This is a genomic window from Proteus sp. MB838 (assembly GCF_054767435.1).
Genome location: NZ_BAABMO010000035.1, coordinates 1 through 22,082, shown reverse-complemented (window position 1 = coordinate 22,082; position 22,082 = coordinate 1). Strand labels below are relative to the sequence as shown.

Annotated in this window: 16 protein-coding genes, 2 pseudogenes and 1 riboswitch; of the genes and pseudogenes, 8 read left to right on the top strand and 10 right to left on the bottom strand. The window is 40.8% G+C overall.

The window, feature by feature from the left end:
- Positions 1-39: 39 nt before the first annotated feature.
- The 9 genes and pseudogenes from ACYUCW_RS14215 to rppH form a co-directional block, all read right to left on the bottom strand.
- Positions 40-498 carry a DUF2509 family protein gene (locus ACYUCW_RS14215; protein ID WP_004245516.1) on the bottom strand — a complete coding sequence of 153 codons (459 nt, stop codon included), beginning with the start codon at positions 496-498 and terminating at the stop codon, positions 40-42.
- A complete protein-coding gene (locus tag ACYUCW_RS14210; protein ID WP_036918972.1) occupies positions 495-1,133 on the bottom strand; it encodes a prepilin peptidase-dependent protein in 639 nt (212 codons plus the stop codon). Before ACYUCW_RS14210 ends, ACYUCW_RS14215 begins: the two co-directional genes overlap by 4 nt.
- The gene (locus ACYUCW_RS14205) at positions 1,127-1,606 is read right to left on the bottom strand and encodes a prepilin-type N-terminal cleavage/methylation domain-containing protein (RefSeq protein WP_012368318.1); all 480 of its coding nucleotides are present in this window, start codon (positions 1,604-1,606) and stop codon (positions 1,127-1,129) included. The genes ACYUCW_RS14210 and ACYUCW_RS14205 overlap by 7 nt, the downstream gene beginning before the upstream one ends.
- Before the next feature lie 228 nt (positions 1,607-1,834).
- On the bottom strand, positions 1,835-2,764 hold the full coding sequence (locus ACYUCW_RS14200) for a nucleotidyl transferase AbiEii/AbiGii toxin family protein (protein WP_163748516.1): 930 nt from the start codon (positions 2,762-2,764) through the stop codon (positions 1,835-1,837).
- A complete protein-coding gene (gene abiEi / locus ACYUCW_RS14195; protein ID WP_004245520.1) occupies positions 2,757-3,290 on the bottom strand; it encodes a type IV toxin-antitoxin system AbiEi family antitoxin in 534 nt (177 codons plus the stop codon). The genes ACYUCW_RS14200 and abiEi overlap by 8 nt, the downstream gene beginning before the upstream one ends.
- 177 nt (positions 3,291-3,467) lie before the next feature.
- The gene (locus tag ACYUCW_RS14190; RefSeq protein ID WP_104731819.1) at positions 3,468-4,319 is read right to left on the bottom strand and encodes a thymidylate synthase; all 852 of its coding nucleotides are present in this window, start codon (positions 4,317-4,319) and stop codon (positions 3,468-3,470) included.
- Between the two features lie 31 nt (positions 4,320-4,350).
- A complete protein-coding gene (gene lgt / locus ACYUCW_RS14185) occupies positions 4,351-5,235 on the bottom strand; it encodes a prolipoprotein diacylglyceryl transferase (protein ID WP_004245522.1) in 885 nt (294 codons plus the stop codon).
- An 86-nt stretch (positions 5,236-5,321) separates the two neighbouring features.
- Positions 5,322-7,567, bottom strand: a pseudogene (gene ptsP / locus ACYUCW_RS14180) (phosphoenolpyruvate--protein phosphotransferase).
- An 8-nt stretch (positions 7,568-7,575) separates the two neighbouring features.
- Positions 7,576-8,106 carry an RNA pyrophosphohydrolase gene (rppH, locus tag ACYUCW_RS14175; protein ID WP_004245524.1) on the bottom strand — a complete coding sequence of 177 codons (531 nt, stop codon included), beginning with the start codon at positions 8,104-8,106 and terminating at the stop codon, positions 7,576-7,578.
- A gap of 112 nt (positions 8,107-8,218) precedes the next feature.
- A riboswitch (TPP riboswitch) is annotated at positions 8,219-8,310 on the top strand.
- Between the two features lie 64 nt (positions 8,311-8,374).
- On the opposite strand from rppH, the gene thiB reads away from it, so the two are divergent.
- From thiB to rluA, 6 genes are all read left to right on the top strand, one after another.
- Entirely contained in the window at positions 8,375-9,388 is a 1,014-nt protein-coding gene (gene thiB / locus ACYUCW_RS14170; RefSeq protein WP_004250228.1) for a thiamine ABC transporter substrate binding subunit, read from the top strand.
- Complete coding sequence (thiP, locus tag ACYUCW_RS14165; RefSeq protein ID WP_163748518.1) at positions 9,388-10,968, top strand: thiamine/thiamine pyrophosphate ABC transporter permease ThiP; 1,581 nt, start codon at positions 9,388-9,390, stop codon at positions 10,966-10,968. The genes thiB and thiP overlap by 1 nt, the downstream gene beginning before the upstream one ends.
- Positions 10,961-11,662, top strand: coding sequence for a thiamine ABC transporter ATP-binding protein ThiQ (gene thiQ / locus ACYUCW_RS14160; protein ID WP_004245527.1), 702 nt, complete (start codon positions 10,961-10,963; stop codon positions 11,660-11,662). The genes thiP and thiQ overlap by 8 nt, the downstream gene beginning before the upstream one ends.
- 80 nt (positions 11,663-11,742) lie before the next feature.
- Positions 11,743-14,097: a DNA polymerase II gene (locus tag ACYUCW_RS14155; RefSeq protein ID WP_163748520.1), complete on the top strand. Its 2,355-nt coding sequence runs from the start codon at positions 11,743-11,745 to the stop codon at positions 14,095-14,097.
- Positions 14,098-14,288: 191 nt separating this feature from the next.
- Positions 14,289-17,192: an RNA polymerase-associated protein RapA gene (gene rapA / locus ACYUCW_RS14150; RefSeq protein ID WP_460408846.1), complete on the top strand. Its 2,904-nt coding sequence runs from the start codon at positions 14,289-14,291 to the stop codon at positions 17,190-17,192.
- A gap of 58 nt (positions 17,193-17,250) precedes the next feature.
- Positions 17,251-17,904 carry a bifunctional tRNA pseudouridine(32) synthase/23S rRNA pseudouridine(746) synthase RluA gene (rluA, locus tag ACYUCW_RS14145; RefSeq protein ID WP_004245532.1) on the top strand — a complete coding sequence of 218 codons (654 nt, stop codon included), beginning with the start codon at positions 17,251-17,253 and terminating at the stop codon, positions 17,902-17,904.
- Between the two features lie 244 nt (positions 17,905-18,148).
- On the opposite strand, the gene djlA is transcribed toward rluA, so the two are convergent.
- Positions 18,149-18,949 (bottom strand): co-chaperone DjlA, encoded by an 801-nt coding sequence (gene djlA / locus ACYUCW_RS14140; RefSeq protein ID WP_460408844.1) that lies wholly within the window; start codon positions 18,947-18,949, stop codon positions 18,149-18,151.
- Between the two features lie 425 nt (positions 18,950-19,374).
- Here djlA and lptD point away from each other — a divergent pair, with 425 nt between their 5' ends.
- Entirely contained in the window at positions 19,375-21,741 is a 2,367-nt protein-coding gene (gene lptD / locus ACYUCW_RS14135; RefSeq protein WP_460408842.1) for an LPS assembly protein LptD, read from the top strand.
- A 74-nt stretch (positions 21,742-21,815) separates the two neighbouring features.
- Positions 21,816-22,082 (top strand): annotated as a pseudogene (locus ACYUCW_RS14130) (peptidylprolyl isomerase SurA); the annotation flags it as partial.

Genomic DNA, 22,082 nt, shown 5'->3' with positions numbered 1-22,082 from the left:
CTATCTTCTTTTCTTTCATGATTAATTAAGTATTTATTATCAAATACAGCCTTCTTTAACTAGTGGACAGTAGTCTAGCCAACCATTCGGTTGGGCTTCAATATGCAGTTTTTCCTTACCAACCAGATTAATCCATTGATAATGAGATATCTTATCTCCGCTATGACTTTTAGCCTCTCCGAGTAGTAAAGCGCTTGTCTTTCCTCTCAAAGAGAAACAGCTTTTCATATTAGGCTCAGCAGTAAAAGTACGACATTGCCATTGGTAAAGACGAGAAGGCGATAAATCCCATGTTAAGGTCATTCCCCATGACAACGCAGATCCAGCGAATAAAAAGGTCTGCTTTGCTTGTAACTCTTGCATCACCATTAATTGACATTGACGATAATGATAAGCAAAACTTGTCAGTAACGATAAACTTATCACCATAAAACCTACTGCAGCCATCAGACCGATGACACCCTGTTGCTCCTTTATTGTTCCCTGTGTCGTTATCACGAAATATTCCTTAATAGTATTGATGTTTGATAGTGTACTTTTAGGTTAATATTTTGTTTTGCTTGGAATTTTAATGATAATGATAGATAGTTAAATGCACGTTTTTTTATTGGAGAATAGTGTGTATAGGGAGTTAAGATAAATTCTGTCACCTCAATTTCTTCTTTTTCGAAGATCTGTTGCCAACCTGTTGAATCACAATTTTGCACACCACGACGTTGTTCAAGCTGACCGTTTTTTAATCTAAAACCAAAGTAATCACTCTCTTGTTCTTCTGGACTCTCCCAACGGCCGTTATTGTTCATATCGTAAACAAACAAAACACAAGAGCCATGAGGGTGATAAGGATAATGACCTATTTTAAGTGATGCAGGTAAAGAAGCTTTTTTAACAGTGCAATCACCATTGCAGTACCCTGCTCGCCTTAATTGCGTCTCCAGTAACTGCAAACGCTGTTTTAGATAAATCTCTAAACGATATTGTTGATAAGAAGAAGTTAACTCATTGATAATATAAGGATAAGCACGTCCAATACAAACTAATAAAATACTACTTATCGTCATCACAAAGAGGCACTCCATCAACATAAAACCCGCAAAATCATGATGTTGAATAGACAAAGGACGCTTTAGCATACTGAAAATGCCTTTATTGTCTGACTGCACGCTCGAATACGCCCTAATGAAGAGATAATAATTTTGACCTCTTCATCACCATTTGACAGCACAAAATGCATCGGTCGTAATGTTTGGCGTAAGCCACAAAATGTAAAGCGTGTTGCTGTAGAGCGAATAAGCTGATTGTTTAACCCTAATTGAATACTTTCTTTGGTTGTGGGTGTTGTTAACGATTTTGCCTCTAATTTATTAATAGGTGATAGCCACAATACAATTTGCACTTTGCAATTAAAGAGCAGTGAGCGTTGTTGTTGATAAGCTAAAAACGCCATCACTTCTCTTACACTTTGAACTAACTGGCGTTGGCGTAACAACTGATGATATGAGCTCAAGGATAAAGCGCTCAATATTGCTACTATAGCCATAACAATAAGCACCTCGAATAAGCTACTCCCTAAATGTTTAGAGTGGGAATAATGATTGCCTGTCATCCATGCCTCCTACTTGTTTTCCTTGTCATTGTTACTGTTTTATCTCAATAACAATGCAGGCAAAAACCAGATAGGTAAATAAAAGCTCATCAAATTTAAGAGAGGTTACGCAATACGATATTTTTTAAGTTAATAACAATAAAATGACTATTTTTTGATATCAAAAACCCCCAATAATTAAATTCAACTATTGGGGGTCACTTCAAAGGTTCGGGCTTAGCTGGAGTGCTACATTTCAAATTTTTTTACTGGCTTCGGATCTTTACTTCCATAAATATCTGTTTGGATAGTGACTAGCAGTTCATGAAGAGTAATTTGTAAAAATTCAAGAAAATCTGGGTGAAGGAGAGTTCTATCTACGACAGACACAGGTAAGAATCGCTTCATCTCTCCCTTAAACTTTTCACTCGCAACCAATGCAGACAAAGACTCAATTCTTGCTTGCAACCATTCCTCAAAATGCTCATTGAGCTTATAATCGGCAACCTTTTTCATTACCAGTTCAGCGTCTGGTTTAACCCCTTTCTGGTGCAACCACACCAAATCCCACATATCTCTATACCGAATACGTGAGGTTGTTGCTGGGAATGAAACCAATTTATCAGCCATGACCTCCGTGAGCTCTTCCACTCTAATAATCAGGTCAGAATAGCCACTAGGAAGCTGCTCATAGTTTTTAACAAGCGTTCGAAGGGTGTTGGTGTATGCAGGAATGTTGGCTATTTCCACTTTGATCTTCTGCTTTGGTAGGTCTTTTTTTCCTGGATTGGTAGTCACTGATATTTGCCACTTATCGACTTTTACATCTGCATAATCAGGTTCTTTTCTTAGCTCTTTTGGCTCTTTAACCACAACCTCCAAGCCATATCGTTCACCAACATATTTCTCAATACACGCTTTAATCTCAAGCAGTTGCGCTGAACAGAAGTCACGACCACCAGCAAAGTCCAGATCTTCACTAAATCTGTTTGATCCATAGCAAAGCCTAAGCGATGTACCGCCCTGAAATGTGATGTGCTTTAAAAGCCCTGTGGCGGAAAGAGCATAAAGAATGTCATAATGTAGCAATTCTTTTTCCACGACAGGCCTGTTCGCGCCGTAATCCTTTTCGATGACAATGCTGTCAACCAGCTCATTAAAATTGACAAAATCAGACATAGTTTAATTCCTCACGTTGGATGAGGTGTGTATTCCTGCCAACCTTCATTAGATCCTTAATGGCAGTCTCCTTTGTTGCAATTCTTAATGGCCCCCTTCCTTCCACCGTAGTATTGAGTATTTCAAGAGGCTTCTTGGCAGTATGGGTAACCTCAATAACGCCCCAAGGCGTTACAAACTCTCCAGACCGGCCTGTGGACATAATCGTAAGTCTGTCGATGGGGATCTGTGAAATTACACCGTACTGAGATAGAGCGGATTCCAAACTAATATAGTTGTAGTGGCCTCGTCGAATATTTTCGGCCAGACGTTCTAAAGGGTAAGGCCCCAATGAACCTTGAGTATAGATATATACACCTTTTGATGCTCGGCGTAGCACATCATGCGCGATCAGCCGGTCAACTGATTTTTGTAATGTTTTCGGAGACTCATCAGGAAAAAGCATTTTTAAATCTTTGGTGAGGAAGATATTTCTACCTTGCTTACTGAATTTGTTAAAAACATTAATTGCTCTTATTAACTCCATATCAACCTCTACTAAATCACCCCCAACGAGGGGTTATTTTGTATATTTGAGTATAGTACATTACCTTGATATACAAATAAACCCCAATAAAGGGGGTGTTTTGTATATCAAAAACCCCCAATAATCGAATTCAACTATTGGGGGTTATTAAGTGTTAAACCAAATCAGTGAGTTAAACTACACCGTAAACGGGTATTTTATCGCCTCGTGACACTGATAACCTTCAACACTAAAGTCATCTGTCGTGACCCAAGTTTCTATATCATCTAATGTCTTAATGTTTGGATTAATATGTAGCTTAGGTAATGGCAATGGCTCTCTTTTTAGTTGAACATCACGCATCAGAGGTAATTGGTTCTCATAAATGTGAGCATTAACTATCTTATGGAATGCTTTACCTGGTTTATGCCCTGTGATTTGAGCCACCAGCGCTAATAATACAAAGCATTGAATTTGATTAAAATTCAACCCTAATGGGACATCACAGCTACGTTGATATGAGGTTAAATAAAGTCTGTCACCGAGCAATGAAAAAGTATGTGTATGCATGCATGGACGTAAACACCCTAACGCTGTTTCTCCGGGATTATAAAAAGTGACTATCTCACCACGATCGTCAATACCGTTAGTTAAGTTATCTATCACTTTACGTAATTGATCAAAGTGCGAGCCATCAGGGCGTTGCCATTGGCGTCCTTGAACACCATAGACTCGGCCCATATCATCTTCACCCTTACGATGCGGATTATTTAACCATGCGCTATTTTCATTAGCATTCGCGTTCCACGTATTACAGCCAATAGCACGAAATTGTGCTGCATTATCATAACCACGTAAGTACCCTAATAGTTCCGCAATCGCGGCTTTGTAAAAACTTTTACGTGTTGTTATGAGTGGAAATTGGTTATTGGCAACATCATATTCCAGATCGGCATTTATCACCGTTAAACAACGGGTTCCTGTCCGTTTATTATCAATCCATTCACCTTCATCGATAATGCGTTGACACAATGCCAGATACTGCTTCATGTAGTCTCTCTTTTTTGTTAGCTAATAATAGTTAGTGTGTTGTTGGCGTCTGTGGAGTGGCTTTATCGCGACGATACGCCCACACCATAAAGATAATGCCTAATATTATCATTGGAATGGAAAGAATTTGCCCCATGCTGATACCGCTAAATAAACCTAATTGCGCATCAGGTTGGCGGAAGAATTCAACAATAATACGGAAAGCACCATAACCAATTAAGAATAACCCCGATACACTGCCCATAGGACGATTTTTGCGCACAAAGATATTCAGAATAATAAATAATACCACGCCTTCTAGGAACATTTCATAGAGTTGCGATGGGTGGCGAGGCAATACGCCGTATTGCTGAATGATAGGTAATAGTGTAGTGGGATCTTGCGCGACAAGCTGTAGATCTTCTGCACGGGAGCCTGGGAATAAAATCGCCCACGGGGTATCTAAGGTGACTCTCCCCCAAAGCTCTCCATTAATAAAGTTACCAATACGTCCTAAACCTAAACCAAATGGGATTAATGGAGCAACAAAGTCTGCGACTTGAAAAAAGTGACGTTTAGTGCGACGAGCAAACCAAATCATGGCGCAGATCACCCCAATTAAGCCACCGTGGAAGGACATTCCGCCATCCCAGACTTTAAATAGGTAAAGTGGATTATCTAAAAATACCGGTAAGTTATAGAATAAAACATATCCTAGACGCCCACCAATAAACACGCCCACAAACCCTACATAAAGTAATGTTTCGACTTCACTTTTTTGCCAACCACTGTTAGGTTTTGCCGCTCTGCGGTTTGCTAGCCATAATGCAAACACAAATCCAATCAAATACATCATGCCGTACCAGTGCAAAGATACTGGCCCGATAGAAAACATAACTGGATCGATTTCTGGAAATTTAAGGTAGTTTATACTCATTCTTCCCTACTTCACTTTATTAATGATTTTCTATCTATGGGTCGATGTGGATAACCCCTTAGACAAAAAGTTTATACGAAGGCCTATCAGATACCTCCGCGAATTAATCCACCTAATCCTTGTCTTTCCATAAAATCAGCAGACAATTTTTTTATCTCTATTGCCGTTTCAGCTTTCAACACCTGTTGCATAAAAGGCTGTAAGATAGCAGGATCTAGATGGCGCAATAAGTATTTTACCCTAGGTAAACTACGGCCACTCATGCTTAACTGACGAAAACCTAGCCCTATTAGTAGCAATGCCCCCATCGGCGTACCCGCCATTTCACCACAAACACTGACTGGTAACTGATAACGTTGGCATTCTAAAGCAATAATATTAAGCGAACGCAGTAATGCAGGATGCAAATTATCATAGAGCAGTGCTACATGGGTATTATTACGATCGACTGCAAGTAAATATTGCGTTAAATCATTGGTACCAATCGAGATAAAATCTACTCGATGTGCTAATTGCGGTAACATAAAGACCAATGAGGGGACTTCAAGCATGATCCCCACAGGTGGTAGAATGCATTCGCATTTCATTTCTCGGCTAACTTCAGCACATGCTCTTAGTAACAATGCTTTCGCTTCTTCAATTTCATCAATACTTGTCACCATCGGCAACAATATTTTCAAATTTTTAAATTCAAGATTAGCTTTTAACATCGCTCGTAGTTGGATCAGAAATATTTCTGGCTGATCAAGTAATATTCTGATCCCCCGCCACCCTAAACAAGGGTTCTCCTCATTTATCGGCATATAAGGAAGCTGTTTATCTGCACCTATATCTAAAGCACGTAGTACGACGGGTTTATTGGGAAAAAATGATAAGATTTCACGATAACGGTTTTTTTGTTCATCTTCGGAAGGAAAACCGCTTTGTAACATAAAAGGGATTTCTGTGCGATAAAGACCGACACCATCTATACCAACGCTAATACGTTGTTCATATTTAATGCTTAGCCCTGCATTTAATTGCACACTGATGGATTCACCATTTTTTAATACCGCTTGCTGTTCAAGCTGCTCTTCAGCAAGTTGACTCAATACTCTTTCTTCATCAATAATTTGCCGATATTCCTGCATGATAAAGGGTTCTGGTTCAATAAAAATCTCACCACGATAACCATCAAGAATCAGCATTCGGTTGTGAAGTAGCTCCGGTTGAATATCTGCCCCCATAATGGCAGGGATCCCCATTGCTCGCACTAAAATCGCTGAGTGTGAATGAGTCGCACCATCACGAACTATCACCCCTGCCAGTTGTTGTTCTGGCAACTCAGCCAATAGATTGGCACTAAGCTCATCCGCCACAAGAATAAAGCGATCTGGCCATGTATTTGTCGTACTGAGATCATCATCTAAATGAAATAGTAAGCGCTGACCTAATGCTTTTAAATCTGAAGCTCGTTCTCGCATATAACTATCTTTAAGACTTGAGAACTGTGCAGAAAACTTCTCTATCACCACTTTTACTGCCCACTCAGCAACATAGCCTTGTTGTATAACCCCAGTCATTTTTTGTCTTAATTGGGGATCGTTAAGTAAATGCGAATAGAGATCGAAAATAGCCGCACTCTCTTTTTGTGAATTTGCCATAAAGCGCTTACTAAAACGGCGACACTCCGATGTCGCATCTTCTAAGGCGACCGTTAATCGGTTTAATTCACTTTTTATATCCAGTGCACTTGCTTTAAAAACATGATCTAAGGTTGGCTGAGACATCTCTTGCCAACCATATGCCATCACTACCCCGTAGAAACGGATAGGGCTTTAATACGGCTTTGACGATATTGTCCAAATAATCCTTTCGTTTGCACTTGCGACAATATCGCCCCTAATTGGGTGGCTAGTGTCACCATAAAAGATTCTTCGCTTTCATTAAATAAGCGTCGCTCTTTTTGCTGAACCACCAGCACCCCAAGTAACTGACGACGATAGACAATGGGCACGCCGAGAAAAGCGCGCAGATCATCCTCTTTTACTTGTGGCAGATAGGTAAAATTAGGATGTTCACGAATATCAGCCAGATTAATCAGCTCAGAAAGACGTCCTACTTCACCCACCACCCCCTCATCAAATGAGAGGCTGACGGCACGTCCTTTCGGCTTTTTCAATCCCTTTGTGGCCATTAAATAGAAACAGCGATGAGGAATATCGGCAAGATAAATAGAACACACATCCGTGTGCATGGCTTGACACGTTTCTTTCACTAGTAGTTCAAGTGCTTCTGGCAGACTCGCTGCCATAGCCACTTTTTCTACAATTTCCCGCAAACGTGTCAGCATAGTGTTATCTAATACCTTTTACGGCGATATCCATAGGAAGGACGAGACATAGACACTTGTTCTTGTAATGGCATAACTACTGGTGCGAACTCTTTCATCACGCGACGATATACATCTCGTTTAAAAGAGACGACTTGACGAACAGGATACCAATAGCTAACCCAACGCCAACCATCAAACTCTGGCGTTTTGCTCTGCTGAACATTAATGTCCTTGTCGTTACTTGTTAACTGCAAAAGGAACCAACGCTGTTTTTGTCCAATACAAACAGGTTTTGTGTCCCAACGCACCAAACGCTTAGGTAACTTGTAACGTAACCAGTTACGCGTGGAGGCAAGGATTTTAACATCCTTACGACTTAATCCAACTTCTTCGAACAACTCACGATACATGGCTTGTTCTGGTGATTCTCCAGGATTAATTCCCCCTTGAGGAAATTGCCATGAATGTTGTCCATAGCGACGGGCCCAAAGCACTTGCCCTTGCCGATTACAAATTACAATCCCCACATTCGGGCGGTAGCCATCATCATCGATCACCAGACTACCTCAATAACCAAACTTGAAAGATAACTCATTGTTTCATACTACCCACAAACGGTAAACCACTATCAACAGACTTTGCACAACGTGAGTATTTATCTACAATGGGAATGTCTCAACGGGGTGCTTTTTTAAGCTGAGAAAAACTCGTGGAACCTGATCCAGCTAATACTGGCGTAGGGATTTGAGTCAGGATGGCGCAATAATAACTCATTTGCCTCCTCACTCCTCAGATCCTACTTGACTTTTTACTGAGGAAAATAGCGTGTTAATAAATTCTCTTCGTTCAACTCTTTTATTCAGTGCACTAGGTTTGTTCAGTGCTTTTGCCGCAAATGCACAACAAACCAAACCCACACTTACCGTCTATACCTATGACTCTTTTACCGCGGATTGGGGGCCTGGTCCGGCAATTAAAAAAGCATTTGAACAACAATGTGATTGTGAGCTAAAACTGGTTGCCCTTTCGGATGGAGTTTCTCTCCTTAATCGTTTACGTATGGAAGGGAGTAAAAGTAAGGCAGATATTATTTTAGGGCTAGATAACAATCTTATTCATGCGGCAAAACAGACCGGACTTTTTGCACCAAGCAATATTGATACATCAAAACTGGCATTACCTGAAAAATGGACTGATGACACTTTTGTGCCTTATGACTACGGTTATTTCGCTTTTATTTACGATAAAAATCGTATTACTCATCCCCCTAAAAGCATGGATGAGTTGTTAAATAGCCAACAGCCGTGGAAAATCCTTTATCAAGATCCACGTACCAGTACCCCCGGCTTAGGCTTAATGTTATGGATGCAATCACTGTATCCAAACAATACCGCTGAGCAGTGGCAAAAATTGGCGAATAAAACACTGACAGTAACCAAAGGCTGGAGTGAGTCCTATGGCTTATTCTTGAAAGGAGAAGGGGATTTTGTGCTTAGTTACACCTCATCTCCGGGCTACCATATTTTGGCTGATAAAAAAGACAATTATGCGGCTGCTATTTTTGATGAAGGACACTATTTACAGGTAGAAGTTGCAGCCAAGCTAAAATCCAGCAAACAGCCAGAATTAGCTCAGCAATTTATGCAATTTATGCTAACCCCCGCTTTCCAAGAAACCATCCCAACCACTAATTGGATGTATCCTGTTATTGATATGCCACTACCTGAGGTCTACTCCGTTATGCCTAAACCGCAAAAGTCATTACAATTTGATGCTGATGTGGTAGCCAAAGAGCGCCAAACATGGACACGTAATTGGCAATCTGCGGTTAGCCGCTAATGGGTAAATGGCTTATCCCGGGGCTATGTGCCTCGGGATTATTACTTACCGTCGCCCTTCTCTCCTTCGGTGCTTTATGGTTTAACGCGCCAAGTGGTGATTTATCGACTATTTTTGCTGATAGTTACCTATGGCATGTGGTGCGCTTTACTTTTTGGCAAGCATTTTTATCCGCGCTATTTTCCATTTTACCGGCAATTTGGTTAGCAAAAGCGCTCTATCGACGCCAGTTTGTTGGCAGAACGCTCTTTTTACGCTTATGTGCAATGAGTTTAGTTCTACCGGTGTTAGTGGCGCTATTTGGCATTTTAACTGTGTATGGTCGCATGGGGTGGCTGGCTCAAATATGCCAATGGTTAGGGATTGATTACCATTTTATGCCTTATGGTTTACAAGGCATTTTACTCGCACATATTTTTTTCAATATGCCACTGGCTACCAGAATGTTGTTACAAGCCTTGGAAAGTATTTCTACCGAGCAACGCCAATTAGCATCACAATTGGGAATGAATGGCTGGCAACGTTTTCGTTTTCTCGAGTGGCCCTATTTATGGCGACAAATCCTGCCTACTGCATCACTGATTTTTATGCTCTGCTTTGCAAGTTTCGCGACTGTATTAGCGCTGGGAGGTGGGCCTGCGGCAACAACTGTTGAATTGGCAATTTATCAAGCATTAAGTTATGACTACGATTTACATCGTGCAGCGCTATTAGCATTAATTCAGCTATTTTGCTGCTTAGGATTAGTACTTGTTAGCCAAAAATTAAAGGGAACACTCTTTGTCGGTAGTCATCAAAAACTAAGCTGGCGTGATCCTAGCGACTCATTAATCAATAAAATAACGGATAGTTTAATTATCGTACTTGCTATGCTCTTTTTACTTCCTCCGTTATTAGCGGTGATAAGTGATGGCTTAAACAGTCAATTATTAGGTGTTCTACAACAGCCGGTACTTTGGCAAGCCTTTACAACATCATTAATTATTGCACTTGGCGCTGGGGGACTTTGTGTTATTTTAACGATGATGTTGCTCTGGAGTAGTCGAGAATTACGCTTACGCCATTTTAAAAAGGCCGGACAAGCGCTGGAAATGAGTGGACTCATTATTCTAGCTATGCCGGGCATTGTATTAGCGACGGGCTTTTTTCTATTATTAAACAGCACAACCGGATTACCTGAATCCCCCTATCTTTTAGTGATCCTCACTAATGCGCTTATGGCTATTCCATATGCTTTAAAAGTACTTGAAAACCCAATGAATGATATTGCAGCCCGCTATAATCTATTATGTGCTTCCCTTAATTTGCGAGGTATTAATCGTCTACGTTGGATAGAGCTACGCGCTTTGAAAAAGCCACTATCACAAGCACTGGCTTTTGCTTGTGTCATTTCCATTGGTGATTTTGGTATTGTTGCCTTATTTGGAAATGAAACTTTTAGAACATTACCTTTTTACCTCTATCAGCAAATCGGTGCTTATCACACACAAGATGGCGCTGTCACCGCGATGCTCCTTTTGCTGTTATGTTTCACGCTTTTTAGCCTTATCGAACGCGTTTCAGGAAAATCCTATGATTAAGTTAGAGCAGCTTTCTTATACCTATGAGCACCAACATCTGACCTTTAATTTAACGGTAAAAGCGGGGGAGCGTATTGCTATTTTAGGTCCCAGTGGTGCAGGTAAAAGCTCATTACTCAGCTTAATAGCGGGTTTTCTGCCCTCAGAGTCAGGCTCATTATTTTTAAAAGGGAAAGATCATACCAAAACAGCCCCTGCCCAACGCCCTATCTCGATGTTATTTCAAGATAACAATCTTTTTCCTCATCTCACGGTAAGACAAAATATTGGTTTAGGGCTAGATCCAGGGCTAAAGCTCACTGTGGCACAGAAAGCACTATTAGAAAGTCGAGCCAAACAGGTTTCTTTAAGTGATTATCTAGAGCGTTTACCTTCACAGCTATCAGGAGGTCAACGTCAACGAGTGGCAATTGCCCGTTGTCTGGTACGTGAACAGCCTATTTTATTGTTAGACGAACCTTTTTCCGCCCTTGATCCCGCATTACGTATCGAAATGCTGACATTATTAGAACAAATTTGTGATGAAAAAAATCTCACTTTACTCATGGTGTCTCACAGCTTAGAAGATGCTCATAAAATCGCACCAAGAGCGCTTGTTATTGATAATGGCACCATTGTCTATGATGGAAATACAGCGTCATTAATCAAAGGCGAAGTGGATCAATCACTGCTTTTAGGGATACCTTTTAATTAATCTATTGAAATATAGCTGTATAAATAACCACTAATTTAACTATAATAAACATATCTTCACTTACTTGATATGTATTATTTATGACATACCACACAGAGCAAGGCTTTATTCTTACCCGCCATTGGAGTGATACCCCACAAGGTATCGCTGTCTCCTATTGGTTGGCGACAGAAAATGGACCGCGTAAAGTCACGGTTGCAAAGCAGTATGCTATTGGTTTTGTTGCCCAACAAAATGAAAGTATATTACGCTCAGTGGTTGGTCATAATCGCGATATTGATATTCGTCCTCTGGCGTTAAAAGACTTTGAAAGACAACCTGTTTTGGGGGTTTATTGTAAACAATACCGCCAACTTACCCAGCTTGAACAGCAATTAAAACAGTATAATATTCGCCTATATGAAGCCGATATCCGCCCACATGAACGCTATATGATGGAGCGTTTTATCACCGCGCCTGTATGGTTTCGTTATCAAAATAGTCATACTGTCACGCTAAAACCTGCCAGTGATTATCGTCCTACATTACGTACCGTCTCTTTAGATATTGAAACCAGTGAGTTTGGTGAGCTTTATTCTATTGGATTAGCCGGTTGCGGTGATAACGTTGTTTTTATGCTTAGTGACACCCTCCCAGAAGTTCAAGAAAGCCAACAACCTGAAGGCTATCGTCTGTGCTATGTAAGTAGTCGATTACAACTCCTTGAAAAACTAAATGCTTGGATGCAAGAGTACGATCCTGATGCAATTATTGGTTGGAATCTTATTCAATTTGATTTGCGTATCTTGCATACCCATGCTCAGCGTTACGGGATCAATTTATTATTAGGACGACAAAATACCCCATTAGAGTGGCGTGAACATGGTTTTAAAGCGGGGCACTTTTTTGCCTCAGCACAAGGGCGTTTAATTATTGATGGTATTGATGCTTTAAAAATGGCGACATGGAATTTTCCCTCTTTTAGCCTAGAGTCAGTTGCTCAAACACTGTTAGGGGAAGGGAAAGCGATTGATACACCTTATGCCAGAATGGACGAAATCAATCGCCGTTTTAAAGAGGATAAGCCCGCCTTAGCGTATTATAACTGGCAAGATTGTGTCTTGGTTAATCGTATCTTTGATACCACACACTTAATGGAATTCTTATTAGAAAGAGCCAGTGTAACAGGACTGGCAGCAGATAGAAGTGGTGGCTCTGTCGCAGCATTTACTCACCTCTATTTACCCTCAATGCATCGTCTTGGTTATGTTGCCCCCAATCAAGGTGAAAAACCCGAAGAGCATAGCCCTGGTGGTTTTGTCATGGACTCAACACCGGGTCTCTATGACTCAGTGGTGGTACTGGACTATAAAAGCCTATATCCCTCTATTATTCGCACCTTTTTAATCGATCCGGTGGGAATGATTGAAGGTATGCATCACCCTGATAGCACACATGCCGTTCCCGGTTTTCGTCAAGCGTGGTTTTCACGAGAAAAACACTGTTTACCCACCATTGTTTCACAAATCTGGCATGAACGAGATAATGCTAAACGTCATAACAACGCCCCGCTCTCTCAAGCATTGAAAATTATTATGAATGCTTTTTATGGTGTATTAGGCTCGGTAGGCTGTCGTTTTTTTGATCCTCGATTGGCTTCATCAATTACTTTACGTGGTCATGAAATAATGAAAAAGACCCGTGAATTAATTGAGTCAAAAGGCTATCAAGTGATTTATGGTGATACTGATTCTACTTTTGTTTGGCTTAAAGCCGCTCATAACGAAGTACAAGCAGAGCAGATCGGTCGTCAATTAGCGCAAGATGTTAATCAATGGTGGAAAAGCTATCTGACTGAAACTTACCAGCTTGATAGCCAATTAGAGCTTGAGTACGAAACCCATTATCGCCGATTCTTGATGCCCACTATTCGAGGCATGGAAACCGGAAGTAAAAAACGTTATGCAGGGCTAAGTCATGATAAAATGGTGTTTAAAGGATTGGAAACAGTCAGAACAGACTGGACACCACTGGCGCAAGCTTTTCAAAAAGAGCTTTATACACGCATCTTTAATCAGCAACCTTATCAACAGTTTATTCGTGATTATGTTGCTGATACGCTATTAGGAAAATATGATGATAGACTGGTTTATCGAAAAAGATTGCGACGAAAATTATCAGACTACCAGCACCATATCCCCCCTCACGTCAAAGCAGCTCGATTAGCGGATGACTATAATCAATTACAAAATAGGCCGCAACAATATCAGCAAGGCGGTTGGATTAGTTATATAATTACTCACTTGGGGCCAGAGCCGTTAGAGCATATCACTTCGACACCTGACTATGAACACTACATTAATAAGCAATTAATGCCGATAGCAGATGCTATTTTGCCATTTCTACAAGATGATTTTTCTACCTTGTTAAATGGGCAAATGACGCTCTCTTTTTAAGATGTGTTATTTTGCAGGTGACGGCTTGCTTTGCATCTATTAACATAACGCCCCTTTGGTGATAATCACCTTTTTTCTCATCTTGAGAAAGATACTATTTTTTATCCCGTAGATTGGATGACAACACCGCAATACTGCATTCATTAATAATGATTTAATAAATTATATATTTGAGAGCTGAGTTTATATATATGCCTTTTACTCTTGGTCAACGTTGGATTAGCGATACAGAAAGCGAACTTGGACTAGGTACTGTTGTGGCAATTGATGCCCGTATGGTGACCTTACTTTTTCCTGCATGTGGCGAAAATCGTCTTTATTCCCGCCATGATGCCCCAATAACGCGGGTGATGTTTAATGTGGGGGATGCTGTCACCAGCCATGAAGGCTGGAAGCTCGCCATCGACAACGTTGTGGAAGATAATGGCTTACTTATTTATCACGGCGTACGTTTAGATACCGAAGAGCCAGCACAACTGCGTGAAGTATTCTTAGATAACAAACTCACTTTTAATAAGCCACAAGATCGTCTTTTTGCCGGTCAAATAGACCGTATGGATCGTTTTGCTTTACGCTATCGTGCGCGTAAATTTATGAGCGAACAGTTTAAGCAAGCACAAAGTGGTCTACGTGGTATTCGCGCAAGTCTTATTCCTCATCAGCTCTATATTGCTAATGAAGTGGGTAAACGTTATAACCCACGTGTTTTATTAGCAGATGAAGTTGGGCTAGGTAAAACTATCGAAGCGGGTATGATAATCCACCAGCAAATTATGGATGGACGCGCTGAGCGTGTTTTAATTATCGTTCCTGAAAGCTTACAACATCAGTGGTTAGTTGAGATGTTACGTCGTTTCAACCTACGTTTTTCACTGTTTGATGATAGCCGTTATAGCGAATCTTTATTAGATAGCGATAATCCTTTCGAAACAGAGCAGATGATCATTTGCTCATTAGACTTTGTGCGTAAAAACAAACAACGCTTTGAACACCTTGTTGAAGCGACTTGGGATATGTTAGTTGTCGATGAAGCCCACCATCTGGTATGGAGTGAAAAGGCACCAAGCCGAGAATACCAAGTTATCGAAACGCTAGCTGAAGCGATCCCTTCTGTATTGTTATTAACCGCAACACCGGAGCAACTTGGTCAAGAAAGCCATTTTGCCCGCTTACGTTTGCTCGATCCTAATCGTTTCCACGATTACAACGAATTTATTAATGAACAACAAAAATATCGCCCCGTAGCCGATGCGGTAACCATTTTGCTTTCAGAAGATGATTTAAATAACGAACAGCAAAATAGCATCAGTGAGATGATCAGCGAGCAAGATATAGAGCCGTTGCTAAAAGCCTCTAATACCCAAGGTGAAGAGCGTACAAAATCTCGCCAAGCACTTATTCATATGTTGATGGATAGACACGGTACGGGTCGTCTGTTATTTCGCAATACTCGCTCCGGCGTCAAAGGCTTTCCTAACCGACTGTTGCACGCAATAAAAATGCCACTACCAACTCAGTATCAAACCGCCATTAAGGTGGCTGAGATTATGGCAGCGAAAAAGAGCCTCGAAGTACGAGCAAAAGAGATGCTCTATCCTGAACGTATCTACCAAGAGTTTGAAGGTGAAAATGCCACATGGTGGAACTTTGATCCACGCGTTGAATGGCTACTAGGCTTTTTAACCGCCAATCGTCATGAAAAAGTATTAGTCATTTGTGCTCAAGCCGCCACAGCATTGCAATTAGAACAAGTTTTACGTGAACGTGAAGGTATTCGTGCTGCAGTATTCCATGAAGGGATGTCTTTACTTGAACGAGATCGTGCAGCCGCTTATTTCGCCTCAGAAGAGGAAGGCGCACAAGTGTTACTATGTTCTGAAATCGGTTCAGAAGGGCGTAACTTCCAATTTGCTAATCAACTAGTGATGTTTGATCTCCCCTTTAATCCTGATTTATTAGAACAACGTATTGGTCGTCTTGATCGTATCGGTCAAAACCGCGACATTGATATCAGTGTGCCTTATCTTGAAGGAACCGCTCAATCTGTTCTATTACGTTGGTATCACGAAGGGTTAGATGCATTTGAACATACCTGCCCGACGGGTCGTACAATTTATGACAACGAATATGATGCGCTAGTCAATTATCTTGCTCAACCTAATGAACTAGGTGATTTTGATAAGTTTATCGTTTCTTGTCGTAAGCAACATGATGAGATGAAACTCAAACTAGAACAAGGTCGTGACCGTCTATTAGAAATGCACTCTAACGGCGGTGAAGTTGGCGTTGAGTTAGCGAATAAGATTGCAGAGCAAGATAACGATCCCGATCTGGTTAACTTCGCCTTAAACTTATTTGATATTGTGGGCATTAACCAAGAAGATCGTAGTGATAGCTTAATTGTATTAACGCCATCAGATCATATGTTAGTTCCTGACTTCCCAGGATTACCGCAAGATGGTTGTACAATTACCTTTGATAGAGAGCACGCACTCTCTCGTGAAGATACGCAATTTATCAGTTGGGAACATCCTATTATCCGTAATGGTTTAGATTTAGTCTTATCTGGTGATACAGGTAGTTGTGCGGTTTCTTTATTGAAAAACAAAGCATTACCTGTAGGTACGCTATTAGTTGAACTGATTTATGTCGTAGAAGCGCAAGCCCCTAAACATCTTCATTTAACTCGCTTCTTACCGGCAACTCCAGTACGCTTATTACTTGATTTAAAAGGTAATAATCTTGCATCACAAGTTGAATTTGAAAGTTTTAACCGCCAATTAAATGCGGTAAATCGCCACACATCCAGCAAATTGGTCAATGCGGTACAAAATGAAGTTCATCATGTACTAAAAGCATCTGAATCCTTAATGGAAGCGGAAGCGAAAACGCTAATTGAACAAGCGAAGCAAGAAGCTGACAACGCATTAACACATGAGTTATCACGCTTAGAGGCATTACGTGCCGTTAACCCAAATATACGTGATGACGAAGTTGAAGCAATTGAAAATGAGCGTACGCATATTCTTAACCACTTAGATGAAGCGACATGGCGCTTAGATGCGATCCGTTTAATTGTTGTTACCCACCAATAATCACTGTTAAAACGGGGGAAAGCTTTATCTCCCCCGTTATTTTGCTGAGATATCCACTATGATGGAAGTTTATAACCCCCCCACTGATCCTTGGTTACACGTTTTATATCAAGATGAGCATATTATTGTTGTTAATAAACCCAGTGGATTGCTATCTGTACCCGGCAAAGCGCTAGAACATCACGACAGCATTATGTCGCGTATAAAAGCCGATTTTCCTGATGCGGAATCTGTTCATCGCCTTGATATGGCCACGAGTGGTGTGATGGTTGTTGCGCTTAATAAAGCCGCCGAGCGTGAATTAAAACGCCAATTTCGTGAACGAGAGCCGAAAAAAACCTATATTGCCCGTGTCTGGGGAAAGCTTGAAAAACCACAAGGATTAGTTGATCTGCCGTTGATCTGCGATTGGCCTAATCGACCTAAGCAAAAAGTATGTTATGAAACAGGAAAGTCTGCACAAACTTTTTATGAAGTGTTGGAATATGAAGAAAATGCAACGCGGGTAAAACTATCACCAATAACCGGACGCTCCCATCAGCTACGGGTTCATATGCTAGCATTAGGTCATCCTATTTTAGGGGATCGTTTTTATGCTCATCCGCAGGCAAGAGCACTCGCACCTCGCCTGCAGTTACATGCTCAGGAATTATTTATTACGCATCCGGCCTTTCATTCACCGATACATTTTGAATGCCTGGCAGATTTTTAACCTGTCTTACGACACTAAAACGGTCACCGAACTTAGTGAAGCAAGGAGCAGACAGAGCGCTAATCCTATTACCCCAACAAGAACACGGACGTTTGACATTGATATAGTTCCTTTTATAAGAGAATGAGAGTGAAATAATTAAATTTCACTTATATTTTACCGTGACAAATAATAATCTCAACTAAGACTGAGTTATCTTCATCACGGATTAATTCTCTCTTTTCTCATCTTTATTTACAAGATGTTAACGAAATCCTTTTTCTTTTTTAATCAAATCGTAAGCAACTTGGATAGCTTGTGCTTTTTGTTTTGCAATTTCCATCATCTCCGGTGGTAAACCTTTTGCAACCAATTTATCAGGATGATGTTCTCCCATTAATTTTCGATAAGCTCTTTTTATTGTTTTAACATCATCACCCTCTTTAATACCTAACACTTTATAGGCGTCAGAAAGCGTTGGGCCTTGAGTTTGTGGCTGATAATTTTGCCCTTGTTGATAATGAAAACTTTGCCCCGCCTGCATCATGGCTAATATATGTTCAAAACGGGCGCGAGAAAATCCGAGCTCATCAATAATAATAAACAGCATTTTACGTTCGTTAGGATGTAACTGCCCATCAGCAAATGCGGCTTGTAATTGAATTTCCAGAAACATCTGCAGTAAATCACGACGACCGGCACAAATTTGGCGAACACGTTGTAAGGTGGCTCTAAGTGGGAAATCAACCTCTTTACCTTCTCGAAACGCCTGTTGTGCTGCTTGACGTGCTGCCCCATGTAAATTCATTCTATCCATTAACGTACTGGCTAATGTGATATCGGTTTGTGTCACTCGTCCTTTGGATTTGGTTAAATGCCCTAAGACTTGGAATGTGGCAGCAAAGAAATAGGCTTGTCTATCACGATTATAGCGCCCACCATAGCTTAATTTACTTCTTTGTACGCCATAAAGGTGTCCTAGAAAAACCCCAATCACAATGCCCCAAAAGCCGATCCCGGCAAAACTACCGATGATAAGGCCTAATAATTTTCCCCAATAGCGCATAGACTCCTCAAATCTTCAATGCCCTGCTCACAATTTTGCATTATCATACTATTCATTTGCTTTCACACCTAACATCAAGCAAGCTCAAATAAACTTTTTCTTAAAATGATGAGGTTTTCGCTAGCTGCTTGCACAGAGATAATGCTGTTTTCGTTTAAATTGTGTTAAAGTAAAATAAGTGACCAAACGAATAGCTTTAGCGTTGTTATGCAGCACGAAATACCGCACAAGCGCGGTGTTTTTTTGTTTCTAATAAAGCTATAAACCGATTTCAACATAGAAACATCGAAAAAAGGGAACTGCTCTTTTTTCGGTTACCGTTAGAACAATGTTCAGGACGTTGGGCTAGTGTTGCATAACTCCCTGCGTTAGTTTCTCGCTATTTAGCAGTAGAAGCCACTGATGACGGAAGCACATAAATACTCATGAAAAAAAGTTATCCCACACTGCTGGCCACCTTAGTTTGGGCCACAATTTATGCTCAGCCTGCATATGCTGATCTTGCCTCTCAATGTTTACTGGGAGTCCCTGTTTATAATAAGCCATTAGTGGAAGGCGATCCTAACTCATTACCTGTCACCATTACGGCTAAGGATATGCAAGGGGAATACCCACGCATGATCCAATATAGAGGCAATGTAGACATTAAACAGGGAAATCAAACATTAAGCGCAGATAATGTTGAGTTGACCCAAACAGAAGGTGAAACACCATTAAGAATGGTCACCGCGACAGGTAATGTCTCTTATGATGATCCACAAATCATCTTAAAAGGCCCACGTGCTTGGTCTAATCTAAATAATAAAGATACTGATATCGAAGAAGGTAAATACCAAATGGTGGGCCGACAAGGCCGTGGCTACGCGAATAAAATGCAAATGCGTGGCGAAAACCGCTATACCATTATGGATAAAGGGATGTTTACCTCTTGTCTACCCGGCGACGATAGTTGGAGTGTTGTCGGCTCTGAGGTTATCTTAGATCGTGAAGAGCAAGTAGCAGAAATTTGGAATGCACGTTTTCGTGTTGCTAACGTCCCAGTCTTCTATAGTCCTTATCTGCAATTACCGATTGGCGATAAACGTCGCTCTGGTTTCTTAATTCCTAATGGTAACTATTCTCGTAGTTCTGGGTTTGACTTCCAACTGCCTTACTATTGGAATATTGCCCCTAATTATGATGCGACTATTACCACGAATTATATTAGTCGCCGTGGTTTAAAGCTCGATAATGAATTTCGTTATTTAACAAAACCGGGTCGCGGTACGATTGCGGTTGATTGGATCAACCACGACAGTCAATACAATAAAGATAAAGCAGACGAAAAAGCGGGTTATCTGGCGCGTGATTCTGCTACACGTTGGTTATTCTATTGGGGTCACAGTGGGGTGATGAACAATGTGTGGCGCTTTAATGTTGACTACACAAAAGTCAGTGATAACAAATATTTCACCGACTTTACTTCGCAATATGGTAATACCACTGATGGTTATGCGACGCAAAAACTCAGTACCGGTTATGCTCAGCAAAATTGGAATGCCACATTAACCACTAAACAGTTCCAAATTTTCTCAGATAATAAAGATGCAAGGGCTTATCGTGCTGAGCCGCAGCTTGATCTTAATTATTATAAAAATGATATTGGCCCATTTGATTTTCGTACTTATGCACAATTTGTCCGCTTTACCAGTGTCGGAGAAAACACCCCTGAAGCGAACCGTTATCATATAGAGCCAACCATTTCCTTACCTGCCTCCACTGGCTGGGCAAGCTTTAATAATGAGTTTAAATTGATGGCGACTCATTATGATCAAGATATTCCTGATGCTTATAAGAAGAAGTATCCACATCAAAAACTTGATGATAGCGTCAACCGCGTACTACCACAATTTAAGTCAGATATGAAAGTGGTATTTGAGCGCCAATATGACACTAACGATATTACGCAAACGTTAGAGCCACGAGTACAATATCTGTATGTACCGTATAAAGATCAGTCTAATATCAATAACTTTGACTCAGCGCTATTACAATCCAACTATAGCGGACTTTTCCGTGACAGAATGTACGGTGGTCTAGATCGCATTGCTTCTGCAAACCAATTAACGGCGGGTGTTACTTCACGTTTTTATGACAGTGAACTGGTTGAACGTTTTAATATTTCTGTTGGTCAAATCTATTTCTTTGAGCGTCCGAAAACAGGTTCATCGAATGAAATTATCAATAGCAAAGATGAAACCGGATCTATGGTATGGGCAGGCGATGCATATTGGCGTATTACTGATACTTTAGGTATGCGTGGTGGTTTACAATATGACCGTCGTTTAGGCAGTGTCTCTATGGGTGATGCGATTATGGAGTATCGCCGTGATAGCGACCATCTCTTACAATTGAGCTATCGTTATGTAGACCGTGATTATATTCAAGCAACACGGGTTCGCCCTTATGATGGCGGGGTCAATCAACTACCAGAATACCAAAAAGGCATTTCTCAAATTGGTGTTGTCGGCAGTTGGCCTTTAGCAGAACGTTGGGGACTGGTCGGCGCTTATTACTTTGATACCAAAGATTCAGAGCCAGTAAGCCAAATGGTTGGCTTACAATATAACACCTGTTGCTGGGCGGTAAACGTTGGTTATGAACGTAAAATTGTTGGCTGGAAAGAAGACCACAGCGATATTGACAACAAATGGTCAATCAATTTGGAACTCAGAGGCCTAAGTAACAATCATAGTTTAGGTAGTCAAAAAATGCTTGAGCGCGGTATCTTACCTTATCAAAGAGCGTTTTGATTAACCCAAACGACAAAATTGGCTGAATGAATATGTCATCGCGCAAAATGCGGAAAACACATAATGGGAAACTTATGAAAAATTGGAAAACGCTGGTTATCGGCTTAATGATCACGGTTGGTGCAGCCACCAGCACAACCACTTTTGCAGCACAAGAACTCAACCGCGTATCGGCTATCGTCAATAACGGTGTCGTTCTGGAAAGCGACGTCAATAGAATGTTACAAACGGTGCAAATGAATGCCAAAAATGCCGGGCAAGAAATGCCTGATGAGCAAGTTTTGCGCCAACAAATCTTAGAGCGCTTGGTGATGGATAACATCATCTTGCAAATGGCTCAA

Coding starts and splice junctions, on each gene's coding strand:
- ACYUCW_RS14210 (WP_036918972.1), bottom strand. CDS start 1,133: ATGCTAAAGCGTCCTTTGTCTATTCAACATCATGATTTTGCGGGTTTT.
- ACYUCW_RS14205 (WP_012368318.1), bottom strand. CDS start 1,606: ATGACAGGCAATCATTATTCCCACTCTAAACATTTAGGGAGTAGCTTA.
- ACYUCW_RS14200 (WP_163748516.1), bottom strand. CDS start 2,764: ATGTCTGATTTTGTCAATTTTAATGAGCTGGTTGACAGCATTGTCATC.
- abiEi (WP_004245520.1), bottom strand. CDS start 3,290: ATGGAGTTAATAAGAGCAATTAATGTTTTTAACAAATTCAGTAAGCAA.
- ACYUCW_RS14190 (WP_104731819.1), bottom strand. CDS start 4,319: ATGAAGCAGTATCTGGCATTGTGTCAACGCATTATCGATGAAGGTGAA.
- lgt (WP_004245522.1), bottom strand. CDS start 5,235: ATGAGTATAAACTACCTTAAATTTCCAGAAATCGATCCAGTTATGTTT.
- thiP (WP_163748518.1), top strand. CDS start 9,388: ATGGGTAAATGGCTTATCCCGGGGCTATGTGCCTCGGGATTATTACTT.
- thiQ (WP_004245527.1), top strand. CDS start 10,961: ATGATTAAGTTAGAGCAGCTTTCTTATACCTATGAGCACCAACATCTG.
- ACYUCW_RS14155 (WP_163748520.1), top strand. CDS start 11,743: ATGACATACCACACAGAGCAAGGCTTTATTCTTACCCGCCATTGGAGT.
- rapA (WP_460408846.1), top strand. CDS start 14,289: ATGCCTTTTACTCTTGGTCAACGTTGGATTAGCGATACAGAAAGCGAA.
- rluA (WP_004245532.1), top strand. CDS start 17,251: ATGATGGAAGTTTATAACCCCCCCACTGATCCTTGGTTACACGTTTTA.
- djlA (WP_460408844.1), bottom strand. CDS start 18,949: ATGCGCTATTGGGGAAAATTATTAGGCCTTATCATCGGTAGTTTTGCC.
- lptD (WP_460408842.1), top strand. CDS start 19,375: ATGAAAAAAAGTTATCCCACACTGCTGGCCACCTTAGTTTGGGCCACA.